Source organism: Caldimonas mangrovi (assembly GCF_023721835.1).
GTDB lineage: Bacteria > Pseudomonadota > Gammaproteobacteria > Burkholderiales > Burkholderiaceae_C > Caldimonas > Caldimonas mangrovi.
Window position 1 is genome coordinate 99,187 of sequence record NZ_JAMKFE010000011.1, and the last position, 20,688, is coordinate 119,874.

The following is a 20,688-nucleotide window of genomic DNA, read 5'->3' on the forward strand; positions in this document are numbered from 1 at the left end:
CTTCAGGAGTGGATGGCGGACACCGCCAGCGCAGGTTGCACTTCGCCGAGCCAGTCGATGAATGGCACCAGCGTGCGCTGCCACGCGTATTCTCTGACGGTCGCCCGCACCTGGTCGGCGCTGAGCGGTGCAGGGCGATCGAAATAATGCCGCAGCGCCTGCGCCACCGCGTCGCCGCTGTGCGCGTCGATGAACACACCGTTGGCCGGGTTCACCAGTTCGTTGAAGCCCCCCACCCGGGTGGCAGCAACCGGCACGCCGAGTGACAAGGCTTGCAGCAGGACGCCGCTCTGATCGATGTGACGGTATGGCAACACCACGAGATCGGCCGCCGCAAAGACTTTCGCGACGGTTTCTTCTTCGACGTAGCCGTCGAACCAGCGCAGCCTGCCGGTTTCGCGCAGCGCCACGAGCCGCGCACGTATCGAGTTGCCATAGGCGTCGGGCGTGCAGCGGCCGGCCATCAGCAAAGTCACGTCAGGCATGCTTTCAACCGCGTCCATCAGCAACTCGACGCCCTTGAACGGCGACACGTGGCCGAAGAACAGCACGGTGCGTGCATCGGGCGGCAGATCGAGCTGCTGCTTCGCTTCGACCTTGCTGCAGGCCAGCGGCACCACGGCGTCGTTCAGGCCATGCGGCACCAGCAGGATTTTTTCGGCGCGGATGCCGAACTGTTCGATCAGGCCTTGCCGGGTACTCTCGGTGTGGACGAGCAACCGGTTCGGCAGCCGATAGATCAGCCGGTACAGGCGCCGCATCTTCGCGGTGTGCCGGTCGTGCGGCAGGATGTTGTGCACGGTCAGCGACACCGGCCGCCCGGTCAACCGGAACAGTGCACACTCGAACAGGCCGACGAACCATTCCGGTCGCAGCATGCCGATGATCATGATCGGGTGGCGCGGGTGCAGCAGGGCGAGCGCGATCAGTTTCAGGTGATAGCTCAACAGGCTGGTGGCCTTGCTCCAGCGCGGGCGCTTCTCGTCCTGCGACCCTCGCAGGTTCTGAAAGCGCACGCCTGGGTGCAGCCGCTGCACCAGCGTGGTGTCAGAGCCGAGCAGGCGCACCGGCACGCCTTGTTGCGCCAACCCGTTCGCGACGCCCAGCTCGTAGTGCGACTGAAAGCCATGCGACACGAGAAGGAGTTCTTTGGGCATTTCTCGCATTCCCATCAAAGAGGGGCCGCTGCGATGTGCAGCCGCCCCCGGAGGTCATCGCGGTCGGGCCGGCACGGCGCCTGCGTCGCGGCGCGCATGCCGGTCGGCATCATCGCAGCCTGGCCTCGGACCGCCGCTGACAGAAGTCGGCCCAGCTGAGCCGGATGCCGTCTTCCAGCGTGGTGCCGGCGCGCCAGCCGAGCGACCGCAGCCGCGAAACGTCCAGCAGCTTGCGCGGCGTGCCGTCGGGCTTGGAGCTGTCGAACACGATCTCGCCTTCGAACCCGACCACACGCATCACCGTCTGGGCCAGTTCGCGGATCGTCACGTCCTCGCCGGTACCGATGTTGGCGAGCGGACCATCGTAGCCCTGCTGCATCAGGAACACGCAGGCGTCGGCGAGATCCTCGACATAGAGGAACTCACGCCGCGGGTTGCCGCTGCCCCACACCGCAAGCGAGCGGTCGCCGCGCTCCTTGGCCTCCTGTGCCTTGCGGATCAACGCCGGCAGCACATGGCTGTTCTGCAGGTCGTAGTTGTCGTTCGGGCCGTAAAGATTGGTCGGCATCACGCTGACGTACTGCCGGCCATGCTGGAGGTTGTAGCTCTCGCACAGCTTGATGCCGGCGATCTTCGCAATCGCGTAGGGTTCGTTGGTCTGTTCCAGCGGGCCGGTCAGCAGGTAGTCCTCCTTGATCGGCTGGGGACAGTCGCGCGGATAGATGCAGCTGGAGCCGAGGAACATCAGCCGTTGCACCCCTGCCCGGTGGGCGCCATGCACGAGATTGCACTCGAGTACCAGGTTCTCGTAGAGGAAGTCGGCCCGGTAGGTGTTGTTGGCCAGGATGCCGCCGACCTTGGCCGCCGCGACAAACACATAGTCCGGCTGCTCGGCGCGCAGGAACTCGAGCACGGCAGTCTGGTCCAGCAGATCCAGCTCTTGCCGCGATGGCGTCAGCACGTTGTCGTAGCCCGCTGCCTGCAGGCGCCTGACGAGCGCCGATCCCACCATGCCGCGAGCGCCGGCGACGAACACTTTGCTGGAGCGATCGACGACCGTCGTGGAAGCAATCGACATGTCTTGTTTTCCCTGAATGTGATGTGCGACCGGTGTCAGGCCGCGAGAACTGGTTGTCGCTCCTGCAGGTGCAGCACCTCGCGGTCCAGCCGGTCGAGCAGGCCCTTCGACGCGGCGGAGGTCACCTTGCGCACGAAATAGCGAGACGATGCACGCAGCTCGTCGAAGTCGCTGTCCGTGTGCACCTTGCGCAGCCCCGGAGGAATCAGGTGCAGGTTGGACAGCAGGTGCACCGACGGCGCCTGGTAGGGCACGAAGCCATCGCAGCGTGGCAAAAAATCGGAGTTCGCGACGATGGTGTGGAAGAACTGCTCGTCAGGCGCGAACGACGACTTCATCCAGCGGACGACCTCCGGCCGCTCCTGTGCGAAGCGCAGCACATGCTCGCAGCACTCCCGCGTCAATGCCCAATAGGCGCTGCCCCAGGCAGGGATCATGCCGGGCGGGCGCTGCTTCTTGGTCACCTGCCGCAGCAACCGGCCGAAGCCGCGCCGCATCTTGGTCTGCAGCCAGCCGGACGGCAGCCAGGGGATCTCTTCCATGAACCAGTAGTGCTCGTGGAAGATGCGAAAGTGCGCGGGCTTGGACGCGTCGATGAAGCGGATGAACTCGTGCTGCGGGCGTTGCGCGAACAGTTCGCGCAGCGCCGCGGTGGACTTGATCGGATAGTCGAGCCCCGACAACATCACGAAGCGCCGGTAGGGGCGGCCGCTGTCGAAGGCGGCACGCAGCATCCGCAGCGTCGCCTCCACCTGGGAGTACCCTGCCCAGGACACACGCACGCGACCGTCGATGAAGTGCACGCAACGCGGCAGCGGTTGCTCGACGAACGGCCGCAGGTCGCACTTCGCGTCGACATGCACGTAGACGTCGGCATGGTCGTCGAGTGCGTTGCACAGCCGCGCGAGCTGGGCCGGGTCGGTGTGCGCGAGCACCAGATAGGCGATCTCGGGCTCCGGTGCCGCATCGTCGCGCACAGGTCGTGCAAGGCTGGCTCCGGCCGACGGCGGACCCGCCGGCACACCGAGCTGGCTGTACGCGAGTTCGCTCATTCGTGGTAGTCGTACGCCTGGAATCCCGCCATCTTGACCAGCGAGTCACGCCGTGCGGCGGTGTAGTCGCACTCGATCATTTCCTTCACGAGTTCCTCGAAGCTCGTGCGCGGCGTCCAGCCGAGTTTTTCACGCGCCTTCGTCGGGTCACCCAGCAGCGTCTCGACCTCGGTGGGGCGGAAGTAGCGCGGGTCGACGCGCACGACCACATCGCCGACCTTGCACTTCGCACGGTTGCCCTCGACCTTGGAGACGATGCCGATCTCGCGTTCTCCCTCGCCTTCGAAGACGATCGTGATGCCGAGTTCGGCTGCCGAGCGCTCGACGAACTGGCGCACGCTGTACTGCCGACCGGTCGCGATGACGAAGTCTTCCGGCTGCTCCTGCTGAAGCATCATCCACTGCATCTCGACGTAGTCGCGCGCGTGCCCCCAGTCGCGCAGCGCGCTCAGGTTGCCGAGATAGAGGCAATCCTGCAGACCGAGCGCGAGGCGCGCAACCGCACGCGTGATCTTGCGTGTGACGAAGGTCTCGCCGCGCACCGGGCTCTCGTGGTTGAACAGCAGGCCGTTGCAGGCATACATGCCGTAGGCCTCGCGGTAGTTCACGGTGATCCAGTAGGCGTACAGCTTGGCCACCGCGTAGGGGCTGCGCGGGTAGAAGGGGGTGGTCTCCTTCTGGGGGATCTCCTGGACCAGGCCGTAGAGTTCACTGGTGCTGGCCTGATAGAAGCGGGACTTCTTCTCGAGTCCGAGAATGCGCACGGCCTCGAGCAACCGCAATGCGCCGATGCCGTCGGCATTCGCGGTGTACTCCGGCTCCTCGAACGACACTGCCACATGGCTTTGCGCCGCAAGGTTGTAGATCTCGTCCGGCTGCACCTTCTGCACGATGCGCACCAGGCTGGTGGAGTCGGTCAGATCGCCGTAGTGCAGGATGAAATCGCGGTTGTCGACGTGCGGGTCCTGATAGAGATGGTCGATGCGATCGGTGTTGAACAGCGAGGTGCGACGCTTGATGCCATGCACCTCATAGCCCTTCTCGAGCAGAAATTCGGACAGGTATGCACCGTCCTGGCCGGTGACACCGGTGATGAGAGCCGTTTTCTTCTGAGTCATCGTCGTTGAGGTTGGAGACGTGCTTGGGGCCGTGCCCGGCACCGGCCCGTCAGAGGGCGGTGGTGCCGAACACGCGGGATTGGAATTGCGGAGCGATCGACGTGGCCAGGTCACGCAAGAACTCTGTCTGTATGCCGTAGGCCGTCGCGCTGCTGGGATGGATGCTCGAGACGCGCACGAGCATGCCGTCCGGGATGCGTCCGCGCAGGCCATAGCTCAGCTGCGCGAGCTTCTGCTCGGTGTTGGTGCCGACGACCCGGTCACCGACGACGATCCAGTACATCACCGGTTCGTTGCGGCTGCCCAGGCGCGTGAGCACCTTCTGCACCGGAATGTCGCGGCCGGCGAGCTGGTTGAGTTCGCCGCGATGCACCGAGAGCACCTGGAAGCCTTGTGCGGGGTAGCAGATCTCGGGGCGATGTACCTGCATGCTGTCGGATTGATCGCCGCCATAGGCGACCGAGAGCATCACGCGCTCGCCACGCGAGTTGACATAGGTGCGGGCGAGCACCTGGCTGTAGATCTTGTCGAGCTGCGCCTGCACGTCCGGGGCGGGCAACACCACCGGTACACGGTCGTCGATGCGCCAATCGCCGAACTGACGCGGGAACATGGTCTCCAGATCGACGGCGGGCCCCTGCTCTGCCATCCGGATGGACGGCCTCGCCACCACTGCCATGGCCGCGGCCAGGCACATTAGACCGGCGACGATCCAGACGCGCATCCTGATCATGTGGAGGCCCCCTTGCGGCTGCGGCCGCGGTCGAACAGGCCGAGGACCCCGTCGAAAGCGAACAGCAGCACCAGTGCGATGACGAACAACACCATGCCGGCCGCACCGTGGATGAACCCCTGTCCGGCTTCGTCACCGAAGTGATAGGTCACGAGAACGAGGATCATCACGCGGATCGCATTCGCGATGAAAGCGATCGGCAGGATGCTCAGCACGATGGCGACGTTGCGCCAGCGGCTCGGGTGATTCATCAGGTACAGATAGAGCAGGCCCAGTGCCGAGAGGCTGAACATGCTGTTGAGGCCCGAACAGGCATCGGCCACCAGGAGCTGGTACTGGCCGATCGACAGCACCACCCCGCTTCGCGCGATCGGGTAGCCGAGTTCGTACAGCACCGTTTCGGCCACCACCGACACGGTGCGCTTCAACGGCCCCGTCATCGAGTCGATGATGGCCGCCGGCAGCGGCGCCATGAACACCAGGAACAGCAATGGAAACGCCACCGCCCGGACAGCGCGCCAGCCGAACAGCACGGCGCCGGCACCGGCGAGCAACGGGATCTGCGAGCCGACCTCGAACAGCAGGATCTGCTGTGAGCGGCCGAACACGTACAGCAGCAGGCCGAACGCCAGCAGCGCCCACGCGAGGACAGACTTGCCACCGTCCTGCGCAGCGGCCATGAACTCCTCGCGCTTCTGCCAGAACAGCCACAGCGAGACAGCAAGAATCAACGGCCCGTGGCCTTGTTCCTCGCTTTGCCAGACGGTGCGCGACAAATGCACGATGGTCGGCACATACATCAACAGCAGCCCCGCGAGCAGCGGGGCAGCCATGGTGAGCCAAGGCCGGCGCGTGTCGGCTATGGGCATGGCAGTTTGCATCGTCAATACTCGTTCATGATCACGCCGGCCAGTTTGGCGGGGCTGCCCGTCAGCGTGGCGACCAGGTCCTGCAGGCGGTCCACGCGTGAACGGCCCTGCCGTGCCACGACCAACGCCGACCCGCAGCGCGCGGCGATCACGCTCGCATCCGAGCCGTAGGCGGCTGCCGGTGTGTCGACGATGACATGGTCGAACTTGTTGAGCAGCTCGCGCATCAACAGGCCGAAAGCGGGGCGTTCGACCAGTTCGAGCGGGTTCGGCGGCGTGATCCCGACCGGCAGCACGAACAGGCTGGGCAGGTTGGGAATGTGCTTGATGACGTTGGTTTCGGCGCGGCCGGACAGGATGCCGGACAGCCCCGAGCTGCTGTCGAGTTCGAACACCTCGTGCTGGCGCGGACCACGCATGTCGCAGTCGACCAGCAGCGTGCGGCCGCCCAGCTGCGACAACACCACGGCCAGGTTGGCCGTGAAGAAGGTCTTGCCGTCGCCCGGGTCCGGACTCACGACCGCGAGCGCGCGCCGCGGCTCGTCGGCGGTGAACAGCCGCATCATCAGCTGGCTGCGGATGGCCCGGAAGGCCTCGGCCTGGTGCGAGAACGGTTGCGTCGCGGTGATCAGCTCCGAGCGCAGCTCGCGGCGCTGGTCGGGCGCATAGGGGTAGTGGAATTGCTGCGACAGCGCGAACAGGACGTCGTCGTCGCTCGCCAGCCCCAACGCGACAGCAGCTTCGCCGAAGCGCACGCCCTTTTCACGCTGGAACTGCAGCACCTGATCGACCTGCTCGGCCGACAGCTTCTTCTTGCGACGGATGATGTCGCCGATCGGGCGGTCATGGATCGCCGTCGGCTTGACGTCTTCTACGTCGTTCGGCACGGGATGCAGGTGAGGTGCCGCATTGGCATCACGAAAGATCGCCATCAGACCCCCTTCGGACGCGGCAGCTGGCCCAGCACGCGCCGCGGAATCATCAGATTGTTCTTGCGGCCCAACAGCATGCCGCGACGCACCGGCCGGGGCATCACGCCGAGCACCGGCAGACCGAGCAGCTGCACCACGTCGGCGAACGAGCGCACGCGACGGTCGAGCAGTTCAAGCAAGAAGCTTGCCCCGATTGCGAGCACCAGACCGACGCAGCCCGCCAGCGCGACGTTGAGCATGATCTTCGGTGACGAAGGACTGCTCGGCGTGACCGCCGGGCTCAGCATGGATGCGTTCGTGAGCGTGGTGTGGCTCTCCAGGTTGGTCTGGTTGAGCCGCGCCAGCACGCCCTCGTAGGCGCGCTGCGCGTTGGTCACGTCGTTCACCAGCACCGCGGCCTCGTCGCGTTGTTCACGCATCTTCAGCACCCTGTCACGCTGTGCTTCCAGCGCTGCCTTGATCTCGGCCTCGCGCTGCCGGTTGATCGTGTTGCTGACCGTGACGCCGCTGGTGACGCGGCGCGTCTCCGCCGCGATGCGCTCTCGCAGCGCAGCGATGCTGGCCTGCGCCTCGATGACCTGCGGATGGCTGCTGCCGTAGCGTGCGCTCAGCTCCTGCAGCCGTGCCTCCTGCCGGTTCACGTCGCCCTTGAGCCCGGAAATCAGCGGGTTCATCAGCACTTCCTGCATGCGGTCGGCGGAAGTGCCCGCCTGGTGCTGCCGGCTGCTGGAATCGACGGCCAGCGCTTGTATCGTGACCAGCTGCGAGGACAGTTCTTGCAAGCGGGCGCTTTCGATGTCGAGCCGCTCGTCGGTGGCAACGAGGCCGTGCTTCTTCTGGTATTCCGACAAGCGCGCCTGCGCGGCCTCGAGCTTTTCGCGCAGTTCCTTCGCGCGACCGTCGAAGAAGGACGAATACTGCTTGGCCGGCTCCACGCGCAGATCGACGTGCGTGTCGATGTAGCCCTGGACGAAGGCGTTGGCCATCAGCGCGGAGAACTTCGGATCGACCGACGTGTAGTTGACCATCAGCACCTGCGAGTCACCGGACGGCTTGACTTCGAGGCTGCGCAGCAACGCTTTCGCGAGCCAGGACTCGATATCGATGCCGCCGCCGGTTGCTTCGCGCCACTGGTCGCGGGTCTGCGGACTCTCGGCCAGGCGCAGATTGCGCACCACCCGCTGCGCCACGCGCTCGCTGCGGATGATCTCCAGTTGCGTCAGCAGGTAGCCTTGCGCCCCCGGAAGAATCATGCCGGCCACCGGGTCGGGCGAGCGGACGTCGACGACCAGGGTGGACGTTGCGGTGTACTGCTTGGGCATCCACAGGCTGATGCCGATGGCGCTGCCGAGCACCACCACCAGCACCGCCAGGGCGACCTTCCATCGCGCCAACAGGATGGAGAAGAATTGACCGAGGGTCATGACGGCTCCTACTTCCTAGAACAGGCTCTCGCGCACGTAGACGACGTCGCCGTCGCGCAGCGTGTCTTCCATCGAGGGCTGGATCACCTGCACCCGCCCGTCCGCGCCTCGGCGGTGCACCCGCAGCCCCCGCTCGGTGCCGCGCTGCGTCAAGCCGCCGCCGGTGGCCAACGCCTGCATCACGCTCATGTCACGCTCCAGGCGCAGCGCACCCGGACGCTGCACCTCGCCGTAGATGTAGATCGTGGGCATGCGGTCGACGTAGACCACGTCGCCGTTCTGCATGACCATGTCGTCTTCGGTCTTGCCGCCCATGAAGATGCTGGGCAGGTCGATTTCCTTGCGGAAGGGCTTGGTGTTGCGCACACCGGTCACGACGATGACGTCGGCGCCGCCGGTCGCCACGCCGCCGGCCATCGCGATCAGATCGGTCAGCCGGGTGTTGGCGAGTTCGAGCGGGTATTTGCCCGGGCGGTTGACCTGCCCCAGCACCGAAGCCTGGTTGCCACGCACCTGCACGACCAGGATCGACACTTGCGGCTGCTTCACGTAGTTGCCGCTGCGCAGGCCGTCGGCGATGCGCTTTTCGGCTTGCACGACGGGAATGCCGCCGACCTGCACCTGGCCCAGCAATGGGTAGGTGATCGAGCCCGATTCGGACACCCGCGCCTCGAGCGAGAGGTCGGGGCTCTGGAAAACATTGATGCGGATCACATCCCCGGGGCCGAGCACGTATTCACGGGTGTTGGCCAGTTGGGCCGCGGCATGGCCGGCTGCCACCAGCAGCAGCACGGCAAGCATCCATCGACGGAGAAGTAGTGTTGTCATTTATTTGATTCCAGACAGACCTTTGCTGATCGCCGCCGCATCATCGTCGGCGGCCACGGAAGTGCCTTGTTGCTGCGCCGTCGCCGGCTGATCTTTCGCGGCGGCCTGCGCGGCCGTCGGAGCACCGTCGGCGAACTTGCCGACGTATTCGATCTCGGCACCCGCCCGCAAGGCCTTCAAGTCCTCCTCGACCATCTTGCGCTTGCGATCGTTGAGGATGAACTGCTCGATCGCGGGACGTGCTCGCACTTCGTCGACCGGCGCTTCTCGCGAAGCGACCAGAAAGATCGCCTGCGCCCCCGAAGGCGACGGCACCATCATTGCCTGCCCGTCCTTCAGTTCGTGGAAGGCGTCCAGCATGTTCAGCGGCAGTTGTTCGGCAGCGCGTGCGGCCTGGTTCACCGCGAACTGAATGCTGTTCGCTCGCAAGTATTCGAGGAAGTCCGACGTCGACTTGGCGCTCTTGAGGTGCTGCTCGATCTCGGGCAGCTTGGCCTGGTCGGCCTGGATGGCGACTTCCTGCAGGTTGTACACGCGACGTTGGCTGAACAGCGCCGGCTTGGCGTCGTAGTAGGCCTTGACCTCTTCCGGCGACGGCTTGGACGCCGCCTCGGCGACTTTCTCGAGATAGAACCGAGCCAGGATCTCGCGGCGCGCCGCCTCGATGGCCTGCACGGCACGAGGGTCTCGGTCGAGCTTCATTTCAGTGGCACGTTGCACGGCCAGTTCCTGGTCGATCAGCTTCTGCAGCGCTTCCTTGCTGGCGACCTCGGCCTGCTCCTGCTTCAGCCCCGGCTGGCGCTGCAGCACGTAGTTGATCTGGTGGACGGAAATCTCACCCTTGTTGACCTTGGCGGCGACCTGACTGGCAGGCTTGTCTTTCTTGTCGCCGCAGCCGGCCACGAAAAGCGCAGCGATCACGGCGGATGCCACAGCGAGACTGCGCATCGTGGCCATCGCGTTGGAATGGTGGATGGTGTTCATCTTCGAAACTGCTCCCTGCGCCCGGGAAGGCGCTCTGCTGTGGCCCGGCGTCGCCAGACCCGTGTTTCCACTATTGCGCGGATGGTCGAACTCTGCGAAAGCACAATCGGTGCCGCAAAGTCGAAGACGAGTGTACTGGTGGGACTTCCGTGCAAGGTAACCCCTGGTTAAGGGGCCTGACGGAAACAAAAAGTCTCAGACTGCCGAGCCAAGATCAGCTTAGGCGCTTGATGTGACGCCCGATTGACGGGCACGCGAAACGCTTCCGTCGCGCTGCGCACCGTGACGGCTCGCAACGGAAACGGCAGGCCCTATTGCAGTGCCTGCACGCCAGCGAGCAGCCAACCCGCCGAGCCGTCCTTGGGCTTCGTCAGGTTCCACACCTCACGAAACGGCGCAGCGCCGGCGGTCACTTCCTCTCGGATCATTCCCGAGAATTCGACACTGGCGATATAGGTCGTGCCGATGTCCTCGACGCCCAGCATCTCCGCGTTCAACGTGACGACGTCGGTGCGGTTCGGCTGGTCTCCGCGCTCGTCCAGCTGCAGGCGGATATGACCCAGCATGTCGTCGGTCATCAGCAACCGCAAGGTCTCGATGTCGGCCCGGTCCCAGGCTTCCTGCAACAGCACAAAGTTACTCTTTGCCGATTGCAGGAACCCGGCCGCGTCGAAACCGGCCGGCACACCCCAGCGGAACTCTCCGGTGCGCGAAGCAACCTCTTCGATGCCGCCGGCGCCGTAGTGCACGCTCGACTCGGGCGCCAAGGTTGCCGGCTCGTAGTGACTGGAGGCGAAGGACGAGCGCGCCGCGGGCGGCGTGGCCGACTGGAAGGCCAGCGAAGCCGGCGCAACGCCGGCCGACCGCTTCAGCAAACGCCACAGCACCCAGCCGAGCAACGCCAGCAGCAGCGACACCACGGCGAACGAGAACCAGCCGGCCGCTTGCGGCCCGACGCCGAAACCATGGAAGAAGCCTGCGACACCGAGCCCTGTGGCCAGCCCGGCGACCACGCCGACCGAACTGCCCGCCACCCCGGCGTCCGACTCGTCGGCACCCACGGCCACCGGTACTGTGGCTTGCGTTTCCTGCCGCTTCGGCCCGGCGTCCCGGGCGACTTCGGTGCTGGCCGCACCGCCCGCAGCGTCACCCCCCGAGCGCTTGGCCTGCGCTGCCGGCGTCAGCCCCAGCATGGCAGCGAGACAGAGGACGACAAGCTTGGAGGTGTTCATGGCTGGACCCGCGGGCAACGACGGCATGGCGGATGAAGCGTTGCGCGCCTCACCCCTCGATCAACATTTGATGCCCACGTGCAACGCCACCACTCCGCCGGTGAGGTTGTGCACGTCGACATGGCCGAACCCGGCGTCCTTCATCATGGTCTTCAACTCCTGCTGGCCGGGATGCATGCGGATGGACTCTGCCAGATAGCGGTAACTCTCGGCGTCGCCGGCGATCCATTGCCCCAGGCGCGGCAGGACTTTGAACGAATACCAGTCGTAGGCCTTCTGCAGCGGCTGGGCCACTTTGGAGAACTCGAGCACGAGCAGCTTGCCGCCGGGCCTCAGCACGCGGCACATCTCGCCAAGTGCGCGCTCCTTGTGCGTCATGTTGCGCAGTCCGAAGGCCACGCTGACGAGGTCGAAGCTGTTGGCCGCGAACGGCAGTGTCTCGGCGTCACAGATCGAGGTCGGCAGCACCAGCCCCTCGTCGAGCATGCGGTCGCGCCCGACGCGCAGCATCGCCTCGTTGATGTCGGTGTGCACGACGCACCCGGTCGTGCCGGCGTGCTTTGCGAAAGCACGCGTCAGGTCCCCGGTACCGGCCGCGATGTCGAGCACGCGATGGCCCTCGCGCACGCCGGAGACCGCGATCGTGTAGGCCTTCCAGGCGCGATGCAGCCCCATGGACATGACGTCGTTCATGACGTCGTAGCGCGAGGCGACCGAGTCGAACACGCCCCGCACGCGCTGCGCCTTCTCGGACTCGTCGACGGTCTGGAAACCGAAGTGGGTGGAACTCATGCTGTCATCGTACGTGGATGGGGCGCCTGCCCATGCTCACAACCCCGCACGGGTGTGGGGCATGCCACACGCTGGCGCTTCAAATGAGGGGAAAAACCGACAGTGGCGCGAAAGCAGCGCCAGTGCATCAGTGCGCATGCCCGCAGGCCGAGCCGCCCTTGTCCGGCATCGGTGCGTCGCGCTCGACGCCGGCGTCCTGCAGCCGCTTGAAGTAGTCCTGCCAGAGCCGCTCCTGTTCGGCCCCCAGGAAGTAGAGGTAGTCCCACGAAAAGATGCCGGAGTCGTGCCCGTCGCTGAAGGTGGGCTGCACCGCGTAGTTGCCGACCGGCTCGAGCGCGACGACACCGACCTCGCGCTTACCGGTTTGCAGCACCTCCTGCCCGGGGCCATGCCCCTTGACCTCGGCCGACGGCGAATAGACCCGCATCAGCTCGAAGGGAATCCGGAAGGACGCGCCGTCGCTGAAGGCCACCTCGAGGTGCTGCGACTGTTGATGCACCGTGATCGACGTGGGGATGGGCGTGTGGTTCTGCAGGCCTGCCATGGGAAAAGGTGGTGGGGTTCAGAAGACCAGCGAAAGGTTGACGTGCAGTTTGTCGTCGCCCTTCACCGGCACCGACGGATTCTCTTCCGGATCGGCGCGGCTGCCGGTGAGCACGTAGCCGTATTCCGCACTGACGTTGAGGCCACGCGGGTGCTCGTAGCGCAGACCGACGCCGACGCTGGTCAGACGGTCCTTGCTGCGGCGGGTGGGCCGGTCGGTCACGTCGCTGCGGATCAAGCCGGAATCGATGAAGCCGAGGCCGCGCAGCCCGGACATCCATGCCGGCGTGATGCCTTCGAGCGTGAGCGACGCTCCGGTGTCGCCATAGAGCACCCGGTCCGGCACGCCACGGATCGAGCCGACGCCGCCCAGGCCGAAGCCTTCGCCGGCCAGCAGCAGGTCCGGGCTCCATTGCGCCTGGCCGCGCGCGAGGAACTGCCAGCCGGAAGCCATCGCGCGGAAGAAGCTGGCACTCGCTCTCAACGCCTTCCAGTGCGTGGTGTCGATCTGGTCGTTCTCGGTGCGATAGGCCGCCAGGCTGTTGCCGCGGCCGCCGCTGACATTGGCTGCGAACTCGGCGCTGTACGCCACCAGTTGCCGTTCTGCCTCGATGCGTCCGACATAGCTGACGGACAACGGGCGCGAGCGGCGGTCCTGTTGCACCGTGGGCGCCCCCTCGATCTCGGTGGCCTTGTAGAGCTTGTCTTCCCACGCCAAAGTGAGGTAGGAGCGGTAGCCGCCGTCGGGCACGAAATAGTGCGAATAGCCGAGCTTGGAAGTGTGTCCGGCCGCGGTGCTGCGGAAGGTGTCGTATTCGGTGCTGGTCGAGTCGAGGCCGAAGGTGCCCGTGACGTCGGAATCGACATAGCTGGCGAACACCACGCCCCCGCTGCGGTACAGCGGCGCCCGGTAGGTCACGCCGATCTGCTTGACGCGCGACGGATGCTGCACCGAGGTGGTGTACGCCATGCCGAGCACATGGTCGCGGTTGAACAGGTTGTTGTAGCTGCCGCTGACGGTGAAGCGGTCGCGTCCGGTCTCGGACGTGCCGTAGTTGTTCCAGCCGATGCCGACCGACCATGGTGCCTGTTCGGTGACCCGCACGGTGGCAGCAATGCTGTCGTCTTCCTCGGCCTGCTTCAGCGACACCACCAGCTGGCGCGACGGGTTCTCGTTCGCCACGGCGGTCTCACGAGCAAGCTTGCGCAGGTTGGGCGACGTCCCTTCCTGGAGCTGCGGCAGCGCCGCGCGGACATTGGCGTCGTCGTAATACTTGCCGTTCCCCTGCAGCTGGACCTTCGCCAGCGTGAAGCGGACGATGTTCAGCGTCACGGTGTCGCTCAGCGGCTGCGGCGGCAGCACGACGCGATACAGCGAGTAACCGCGATCGTGCAGGGACTTCTCGAGCGCTGCCGTGGCTTGCTGCAGCACGGCCAGTGTGGCGTCTGCGCGCAGGAAGGGCGCCAGAATGGCGCTGGTCTCGCCGCTGCCGAGCGGGTTCTCGCCGTTGATCGCGAAACCCTTGATCGGGAACACGGCCTCGGGAGGTGCCGGCGGCATCGGGGCGGGGGTCTGTTGCGCATGTGCAGCGCCGAACGCCGCCAGGGCCAGCAGCACGGCGCGCGGCACCTGGGAGTAGCGAAGTATCTTCATCAAGGCATCCCTTAGATCACGGGCGCGTGCCGCGGCCATCAGCGGCAGACCTCGGCGCCCGCCGGCAGCAGGTCGCGCAGCAGACTGTAGAGCGCCGGGTTCTCCACGTCGGGCAAGGGGGTGCGATCGAACTCGATGAACAGCGGCATGTCGGCCGGCCGCGCGGTATTGCCGTTCAGGCTCGCGTAGCCCGCCTCCCCGCGCCCGAGATGCAGCACGTCGGTCGCCGTGAGGATCTCGACGTGGCCATCGCGCACGAAGACATAGAGCCCCTCTTCGTCGCCCATCGGCGCCGAACCGAACAACGCGTCCTCGTCGACCTGCACGCCATCGGGGCGCGGTGCGTCGATCTCGAAGCCCTGCACCAGGCGCTGCAGCACGCCCGGTGCGATGTACAGGCCCTGCCCCTGCCCGACGACCTCTTCGCCGCCGCCGTCCGGCGTGACGACGAGCGTGCCTTCCCACGTGAACAGCGTGAGGCCGCTGTCGGGCGGGCCCGACTCGCCGGCGCACGGGCCGGTACAGCTCATGTCGAAGCCGGTGCCGCGGATGCCGATGGTGGCGGTGGCCGTGGCGATGCCGACCCGCCTTGGATCGGCCTTCCCGATCAACCCGGTCAAGCCGCGCATCGTCCCGCGCGCCAGCCGCACGAGGAAGGAGCCTTCGGATGGCGTCTTCGGGTCGAACACGAAGTTTTCGATCTTCAGGCGGCTGTTGGAGCCGAGTGCCGTGCGGCTCTGGTCGCGGAAGGCGAGCAACGCGAAAGTGCCAGGGCCGGTCCCGACCAGATCGCCCGGATACACCGCACCGCCGACGCTCAGCGGCCGGCGAGCGCCGGCCGCATCCTCGGCAAACACGTCGCCCCGCATCACGGCGACCTTGGCGCTCGCCTGCACGGCGTTCGGTTTGGTGGGTTGGGCCACCTGCGAAGACTCCTGCGCACAGTCGCGTTCGCACAGGCGGGCGTCGAAATTGGTCCCCCGGATGCCGATGGTCGCCGTGGCGGTCTGCACCTGGGCCGCGTTGGGCGCGTTCTTGTTGATCAGGCCCGTGATGGCACGGAAGCCGCCTCGAAACAGCTGCATCACCATCGAGTTGTCGTTCGCGTTCTCGCGGTAGCGGAAGGTGCGCAGCACCAGCACGGAGTTCGGCCGCAAGGTCATGCGCGTGCCGTCGCTGAGCCGCACGATGGCGAAGGACCCGGCGCCGGTGCTGAGCCGGTCGCCTTCTTGCAGCGGCAACCCCTTGCCGAGCGTGCGCGGCCCCTGGCCCGGCAACTGCGCGAAGCCGACCCCACGGGCGAAATCGACCTGGCCGACCGACGGCTGCGCCCACGCCATCGGCGCAAGCACTGCCAGCAACAGCGCGCCGGCCACCCGCCAAGCCCAGGCTTGGGCCGCACCGCGCCGGCCGGCGCGAGGTTCAACGACAGACATTTTCTGCCTCCACGGCGACCTTGCCGAAACGCTCACCTTCGAGAACGCGCTGCAACTGCACCAGCACCTGGATCACCGGGATGTCGACCCTGGTTTCAGAGCCGCCTTCGGGCGGTACGGCAGCGGCCTGCGTCAAACCGCGGTTGGACTGGCCGTTGCCGACCGGGCCTGCCGTGCTGTGCTGGAAATCGGGCGTGCAGTCGGGCGTGCAGTTCCAGGTCGGGTCGACGCTGACGAAGTTCGGCGTCGCCGAGTTGGTGTAGACGACCGCGTCGGTGTCGGCCGCGCTGCCGGGTGTGAACGTCAGCGCGGCGCCACTCGGCAGGCCGAGCACGATGTCGGTGCCGTACTGGATGGCGGCATAGGCTCCGTCGGCGGTGCCACCGATCAGCGACAGCGACGTCGCGTTGATGTTGACGTGCTCGCCGGCAATGTGCGCCGCCGTCGTGCCGCCTTCGAGGGTCAGGGCGCCCCCGGCGTTGAGCGTCAGCGTGTCGGTCGCGACGATCGCGGCACTGCCGGTGGGTGCCGGCACGACTGCGGCCGGGACTTCGAGCGGGCCGGTGCTGGACGCTCCGGCCACCGTGATGCCTCCCTGTGCCGTGAGCTTGACGTTCTGCGCCTGAACCAACGCTCCGCCCGACAGGGCGCGAACCTCCAACGCACCCGCCGTCTCCAGCTCGAAATCACCGCCGAGGTTCAAACCGTTCAGGATCGACAGGGTCCCAGACCCGGTGTTGGTGAGTTGCACGCTGCCACCGCTGGATTGGCTCTCCACGTTGAGCACCGACGCGTCGAACGTCGCAGCGATGTCGCCGGCAGCTTCAAGAGAGACGAACTGCGCATCGAGTTGGGGATTGGCGAGCCCCGCCGCACCGTTGATGTCGCCTTGCAGCGCCTCGACGCTGATGGATGACAGCGCCGAGACCGTGCCCAAAGCGAAACCAACATTGCCCGAAACGGAAGCGAGCCCGACCCGGGTAAAGCCGGCCAGACTGCGATCGACAGTGAGGTCGCCGTCCGCAATCAGCGCCAGCTGTCCGTCAGTGGTCGCGCCCCCGAAGTCGACCTGTGCGGTGCGGCCGTCGCCCTGAATGTGCAGGCCCACGGGCGACAAGCTGCCTGCCTGCACCAGGATCTGGTCGTCCGTGGAGACATCTGCCAGCTGCACACGGATGGCCTGCGCGATCGAATCGGCGCCGCCGATGTTGCCGTCAGCCTCTAGCGTGACGGCATGGGTGCCCGCAGCCGTCGCCTGGATGCGCCCCTGCGGCGTACCGTTCTCGATGGCAGCACCGGCCACCCGCACGGCCGGCCCGATGACGGCCTCGCTCAGCGTGAAGGTGCCCACGCCGGCGTCGAGGTCGACGAAGGAGCTGCCGGAGGCCGAGGTGGCGGCCGTGGCTTGGCCGCCCGCCAGCGCGCCATCGATCGCGTTCGTCACGGTACCGACGGTCATGCCGTCGGCGCTCGCGATCACGGCGGTGCCATGAACGCCAGCGCTGCCGGTGGCGCGGAAGGCCACGGTATCGATCTGGTTGCCCGTGTTGGCAAGGTCGATGGTGCGGGCTTGCACACGCAACGCGTCGGCCTGGATGCCGGTGGAACCTTGCGACACGGTTCCCGCCGTGCGCAGCACGACCTGGCCGATGTTGCCCCCCGCCGTCAGGTCGAGCGTGGCCGGCGTGCCGCTGGCGTTGTCTTCGATGAAGAGACCGGCCGACGCACCACCGGCCGTGTTGTCGATGCGCAAGACCGGCGCGGTGATACGCGCGATCTCGTCGCTGTTGAGCGTGAGTTGCTCGTTGCTGGAATCGGATGAATCGGCGTGCGTTTCGGGGCTGAGCAGGATGTCTCCCTGCGCGACGAAGCTCACCGCCGTGCCGGCGTTCAACGAGCCGCTCGACCCCATGCTGAACGTGCCGAGGTCGTTGAAGGTCGCCTGCTGGCCGACCTGTACCGCTGCGGCGATGTGTACCGGCACGAAGGCCGACGCACCGGAAGTGACCGTCAGGTTGCCGCCGACGTCCAGCCCGAGCGATGTGCTCGTGCTGCCTGAACCGAGTACGGCTCCGAGAGAAAGGTCCTGCGGATCGTCGGCATTGAAGCTGAACGCGAGGGAGAGATCCCCCGTCACCGACCCGTGCATCTGGCCCAACGCGTGGGCACCGTCGAGCGTGACGTCGCCGCCGACCTGCCACGCCAGCGTGGGGGTGACGATGAGCTCGCTGCCGCTCTGTTGCGTGACGCCACCCGCGCCGGCCTGGATCGACAACTCGCAATCCGGGCACTGCGCAGCGCTCACGGTCGAGCCCCCGGGATCATGGCCGGCCACCACCAGCGTCGCGCCGTTGCGCAGCTGCACAGCGCCGTCGTCGGCATCGGCCGAAATGCTCATGCCCGCGCTCGTGGCCCGCGTCAGGCTGGCGTAGATGCCGCCGTCAAGCGTGACGTCGGCACCCTGGATGTCGATCAGCCCGGCATTGCCGCCGACGCCCAGGACACCCAGCGACCCGGAGGCATCGCTGCCGCCCTCGCCGGCGTCCGAGACGACCTGCGCGCCGGAGGCGGCGTCGATACGTATCGCCGTGGCCGCCGTGCCGCCCCGGATGGTGATGTTGCCGCCGTTGCCGCCGCTGCCGGCCGCGGTGCCGAAGGTGTCGCCGCCGGTGCCGCCCAGCGATTGCAGGCCGTTGCTGCCGGACACGGGCACGAACGCGAAGAGCGCGGGCGACCCGTTCTCGAGTTGCAGGACGCCGGCGCTGCCGTCCGTCGCTGCGTTCAGCACGACCGTGATGTCGCCGGCGTCGCCGCCGTCTTGCTCGAAGCTGCCCGCGCCGCCGGCCGTCACCACCGAGCCCTGCACGACGACGGCAGAACCGCCGCCCACCTGCTGCGTTCCTTCGAGAGTGATGTCGCCGCCGCGGCCGGCGGTGGCACCCGGTGCCGACGCGCCCCGTGCGCTGATGTCGCCGATGTCGAGCGAGCCGGTGTTGCTGCGCACCTGCACGTTGCCGGCGGCCCAGGTGCCGCCTGCTCCGGTAGCGTCGGTGTCGATCGAGTCGACGACGATGTTGCCGTGTGCGGCGAGCGAGACCGCGCCACCGGTGGAGTTGCGCACCGAGTTGACCCGGACTTCGGCCTGGAACGCATCACCGGCTACCGCGGGGTTCGTCATCCCGGCGCTGAAGTCAAGCGACACGGCGGACGTGGAGACGGAGCTGGCCAGCGCGCGGATCAGCGAGGGCCCGTTGCTGACGAGGTCGATGCCGCAGGGGCTGGTGGGACAGCTGGCGTCGGTGGTCTCCAGACGCAGCCCGCCGTTGACGGGCGCGTCGAGGATGCCGTCGGAGCCCGACGCACCGCCCCAGTCGGCGCCGGTGATCGCTCGCCGGGCCTGGATGGTGAGATTGCCCGAGTAGCCCTCGATCTCGTTCTCGAAGACCTCGGTCGGTGCCACGTCGCCGGCGGCCACGTCGCCGGTAAAACCGCCGGAGCCGAAGCCGGCCCGGATCACGACCTGATCCGGGTCGAGCAGCCAGGTGCCGGCCTGCCCGCTCGGAGCGCTCACGTCCGGCAGGCCGCTGCGGGCTAGCGTCTTGCCCGAGGTCTCGACCTGGCCGCCGTTGCCGCCTTGTGCGCCGCCGCGGGCGCTGATCGCGCCGTGCGACGCGGTGTGCCCGTCCGACCACACGACCACGGTACCGCCGTCGCCGACCTCGATCGCGTCGGCCTTCAGTTGCGCGCCGCGATCGACCCGCGTGGCCAGGGCGTTCTCGATCGCCGCGTCCCGGCCCTGCCAGCCGCCGCCGACGTAGACCTGGCCGCCACCGTGCACACCGGAGGCATCGAGCGACGCGGTCGACGCGACCCGGGTGCTGGCGCCGGTGACGACGATCTCGCCACCTTTCGTGCCCCGGCGTGCCGCCACACTGCCGGAGACGTCCACGCTGTCCCTGGCCTTCAGCCAGACCTTGCCGCCCACCGTTTCGACCGCGTTGGCCTGCACGGTGCCGCTGTGGCGCAGCGTGCCGGCGAACATGCCAACCGCACCGGCTTCCACCGAGCCCAGGTTCAGCACCTGGTCACCGGCGTTGACCACTTCGAGCTGGATGCCTTCCAGGCCGCGGCCCGTGATCGACACCGACTGGCCGGCCGCCAGCACGGCCTGGCCGCCGTGCACCTTCAATGCACCGGCGTTGGTGATCTGCGGCGCGATCAAGTAGAGGTCGCCGTGCACCTGCACGACGTCGGTGATCGAGATGCCGCCCGGTACACCGTCGGCCTGCAGCCGGACCTTGCCGGCCTTCCAGTCGGCGTCGCTGATGTTGAGCGTCGACGCGGTGAAGCCCGCCGTGTCGATCACGGCCCCCTTGCCGAACACGATGCCGGCGCCGTTGACCAGGAACACCCGGCCGTTGGAACTCAGGGTGCCGAGAATCTCGCTCGCACTGCCGCCCGTGACGCGATTGAGGACCGTGCTCCTCGAACTCTGCTGCTGGAATCGCACGCTCTGGCCGGAGCCGATGCCGAAGCTCTGCCAGTGGATGACCGCGCCCGGCGTGTTCGTGACCTGCAGGTGCGAGCCCTGCTGCGACATCTGTGCCGAGCCTTGAACGACCTTCGCGCCCTGAGGCAGCGCGTCGGACGACGGCGCTGCGAAGCCGAGTGCGAGCGCCGCAGCCAGCGGCTGGAACGGGAAGCTGCGAGCGGGCCTCGCCCGTCCTGCGACCGGACGCTTCAGCGGCGCAACCGCAGACGACGCGGCGTCCCGTGGCATCGGGGACACGGTGGGCACGGTGGTAAAGGACATGCGAGCAGTCATGAAGATCTCCCATCCGCGTCCCGGGCGCCTG

At 67.0% G+C, this 20,688-nt stretch carries 16 protein-coding genes; all 16 read right to left on the reverse strand.

The annotated features are described in order from the left end of the window. Positions 1 to 2 precede the first annotated feature (2 nt). Complete coding sequence (locus M8A51_RS17565) at positions 3 to 1,157, reverse strand: glycosyltransferase (protein WP_251779824.1); 1,155 nt, start codon at positions 1,155 to 1,157, stop codon at positions 3 to 5. Positions 1,158 to 1,266: 109 nt separating this feature from the next. Continuing rightward, a complete protein-coding gene (locus M8A51_RS17570; RefSeq protein ID WP_251779825.1) occupies positions 1,267 to 2,235 on the reverse strand; it encodes a GDP-L-fucose synthase family protein in 969 nt (322 codons plus the stop codon). 35 nt (positions 2,236 to 2,270) lie between these two features. Continuing rightward, positions 2,271 to 3,287 carry a beta-1,6-N-acetylglucosaminyltransferase gene (locus M8A51_RS17575; protein ID WP_251779826.1) on the reverse strand — a complete coding sequence of 339 codons (1,017 nt, stop codon included), beginning with the start codon at positions 3,285 to 3,287 and terminating at the stop codon, positions 2,271 to 2,273. Further along, complete coding sequence (gene gmd, locus M8A51_RS17580; RefSeq protein ID WP_251779827.1) at positions 3,284 to 4,405, reverse strand: GDP-mannose 4,6-dehydratase; 1,122 nt, start codon at positions 4,403 to 4,405, stop codon at positions 3,284 to 3,286. The genes M8A51_RS17575 and gmd overlap by 4 nt, the downstream gene beginning before the upstream one ends. 49 nt (positions 4,406 to 4,454) lie before the next feature. Further along, positions 4,455 to 5,138 (reverse strand): exosortase-associated protein EpsI, B-type, encoded by a 684-nt coding sequence (gene epsI / locus M8A51_RS17585; RefSeq protein WP_251779828.1) that lies wholly within the window; start codon positions 5,136 to 5,138, stop codon positions 4,455 to 4,457. Continuing rightward, entirely contained in the window at positions 5,135 to 6,007 is an 873-nt protein-coding gene (gene xrtB / locus M8A51_RS17590) for an exosortase B (protein WP_251779829.1), read from the reverse strand. The genes epsI and xrtB overlap by 4 nt, the downstream gene beginning before the upstream one ends. Positions 6,008 to 6,021: 14 nt before the next feature. Further along, positions 6,022 to 6,939, reverse strand: coding sequence for a polysaccharide biosynthesis tyrosine autokinase (locus M8A51_RS17595; protein ID WP_251779830.1), 918 nt, complete (start codon positions 6,937 to 6,939; stop codon positions 6,022 to 6,024). Continuing rightward, the gene (gene epsF, locus M8A51_RS17600; protein ID WP_251779831.1) at positions 6,939 to 8,363 is read right to left on the reverse strand and encodes a chain length determinant protein EpsF; all 1,425 of its coding nucleotides are present in this window, start codon (positions 8,361 to 8,363) and stop codon (positions 6,939 to 6,941) included. Before epsF ends, M8A51_RS17595 begins: the two co-directional genes overlap by 1 nt. A 15-nt stretch (positions 8,364 to 8,378) precedes the next feature. Then, a complete protein-coding gene (epsE, locus tag M8A51_RS17605) occupies positions 8,379 to 9,191 on the reverse strand; it encodes a polysaccharide export protein EpsE (protein ID WP_251779832.1) in 813 nt (270 codons plus the stop codon). Beyond that, complete coding sequence (locus M8A51_RS17610; RefSeq protein ID WP_251779833.1) at positions 9,192 to 10,175, reverse strand: EpsD family peptidyl-prolyl cis-trans isomerase; 984 nt, start codon at positions 10,173 to 10,175, stop codon at positions 9,192 to 9,194. A gap of 311 nt (positions 10,176 to 10,486) precedes the next feature. Further along, positions 10,487 to 11,407, reverse strand: coding sequence for a Tim44 domain-containing protein (locus M8A51_RS17615; protein WP_251779834.1), 921 nt, complete (start codon positions 11,405 to 11,407; stop codon positions 10,487 to 10,489). Positions 11,408 to 11,467: 60 nt separating this feature from the next. Beyond that, a complete protein-coding gene (ubiE, locus tag M8A51_RS17620) occupies positions 11,468 to 12,199 on the reverse strand; it encodes a bifunctional demethylmenaquinone methyltransferase/2-methoxy-6-polyprenyl-1,4-benzoquinol methylase UbiE (protein WP_251779835.1) in 732 nt (243 codons plus the stop codon). 127 nt (positions 12,200 to 12,326) lie between these two features. Continuing rightward, positions 12,327 to 12,743, reverse strand: coding sequence for a gamma-butyrobetaine hydroxylase-like domain-containing protein (locus tag M8A51_RS17625; RefSeq protein WP_251779836.1), 417 nt, complete (start codon positions 12,741 to 12,743; stop codon positions 12,327 to 12,329). 18 nt (positions 12,744 to 12,761) lie between these two features. Further along, positions 12,762 to 14,396 carry a ShlB/FhaC/HecB family hemolysin secretion/activation protein gene (locus tag M8A51_RS17630; protein WP_251779837.1) on the reverse strand — a complete coding sequence of 545 codons (1,635 nt, stop codon included), beginning with the start codon at positions 14,394 to 14,396 and terminating at the stop codon, positions 12,762 to 12,764. Between the two features lie 38 nt (positions 14,397 to 14,434). Beyond that, positions 14,435 to 15,832, reverse strand: coding sequence for a FecR family protein (locus M8A51_RS17635; RefSeq protein ID WP_251779838.1), 1,398 nt, complete (start codon positions 15,830 to 15,832; stop codon positions 14,435 to 14,437). Beyond that, positions 15,819 to 20,657 carry a two-partner secretion domain-containing protein gene (locus tag M8A51_RS17640; RefSeq protein ID WP_251779839.1) on the reverse strand — a complete coding sequence of 1,613 codons (4,839 nt, stop codon included), beginning with the start codon at positions 20,655 to 20,657 and terminating at the stop codon, positions 15,819 to 15,821. The genes M8A51_RS17635 and M8A51_RS17640 overlap by 14 nt, the downstream gene beginning before the upstream one ends. Positions 20,658 to 20,688: the final 31 nt, after the last annotated feature.

What these genes read in the sequence shown, in the direction of transcription:
- M8A51_RS17565 (WP_251779824.1), bottom strand. Translation starts at nt 1,157, where the DNA reads ATGCCCAAAGAACTCCTTCTCGTGTCGCATGGCTTTCAGTCGCACTAC.
- M8A51_RS17570 (WP_251779825.1), bottom strand. Translation starts at nt 2,235, where the DNA reads ATGTCGATTGCTTCCACGACGGTCGTCGATCGCTCCAGCAAAGTGTTC.
- M8A51_RS17575 (WP_251779826.1), bottom strand. Translation starts at nt 3,287, where the DNA reads ATGAGCGAACTCGCGTACAGCCAGCTCGGTGTGCCGGCGGGTCCGCCG.
- gmd (WP_251779827.1), bottom strand. Translation starts at nt 4,405, where the DNA reads ATGACTCAGAAGAAAACGGCTCTCATCACCGGTGTCACCGGCCAGGAC.
- epsI (WP_251779828.1), bottom strand. Translation starts at nt 5,138, where the DNA reads ATGATCAGGATGCGCGTCTGGATCGTCGCCGGTCTAATGTGCCTGGCC.
- xrtB (WP_251779829.1), bottom strand. Translation starts at nt 6,007, where the DNA reads ATGCCCATAGCCGACACGCGCCGGCCTTGGCTCACCATGGCTGCCCCG.
- M8A51_RS17595 (WP_251779830.1), bottom strand. Translation starts at nt 6,939, where the DNA reads ATGGCGATCTTTCGTGATGCCAATGCGGCACCTCACCTGCATCCCGTG.
- epsF (WP_251779831.1), bottom strand. Translation starts at nt 8,363, where the DNA reads ATGACCCTCGGTCAATTCTTCTCCATCCTGTTGGCGCGATGGAAGGTC.
- epsE (WP_251779832.1), bottom strand. Translation starts at nt 9,191, where the DNA reads ATGACAACACTACTTCTCCGTCGATGGATGCTTGCCGTGCTGCTGCTG.
- M8A51_RS17610 (WP_251779833.1), bottom strand. Translation starts at nt 10,175, where the DNA reads ATGAACACCATCCACCATTCCAACGCGATGGCCACGATGCGCAGTCTC.
- M8A51_RS17615 (WP_251779834.1), bottom strand. Translation starts at nt 11,407, where the DNA reads ATGAACACCTCCAAGCTTGTCGTCCTCTGTCTCGCTGCCATGCTGGGG.
- ubiE (WP_251779835.1), bottom strand. Translation starts at nt 12,199, where the DNA reads ATGAGTTCCACCCACTTCGGTTTCCAGACCGTCGACGAGTCCGAGAAG.
- M8A51_RS17625 (WP_251779836.1), bottom strand. Translation starts at nt 12,743, where the DNA reads ATGGCAGGCCTGCAGAACCACACGCCCATCCCCACGTCGATCACGGTG.
- M8A51_RS17630 (WP_251779837.1), bottom strand. Translation starts at nt 14,396, where the DNA reads ATGAAGATACTTCGCTACTCCCAGGTGCCGCGCGCCGTGCTGCTGGCC.
- M8A51_RS17635 (WP_251779838.1), bottom strand. Translation starts at nt 15,832, where the DNA reads ATGTCTGTCGTTGAACCTCGCGCCGGCCGGCGCGGTGCGGCCCAAGCC.
- M8A51_RS17640 (WP_251779839.1), bottom strand. Translation starts at nt 20,657, where the DNA reads ATGACTGCTCGCATGTCCTTTACCACCGTGCCCACCGTGTCCCCGATG.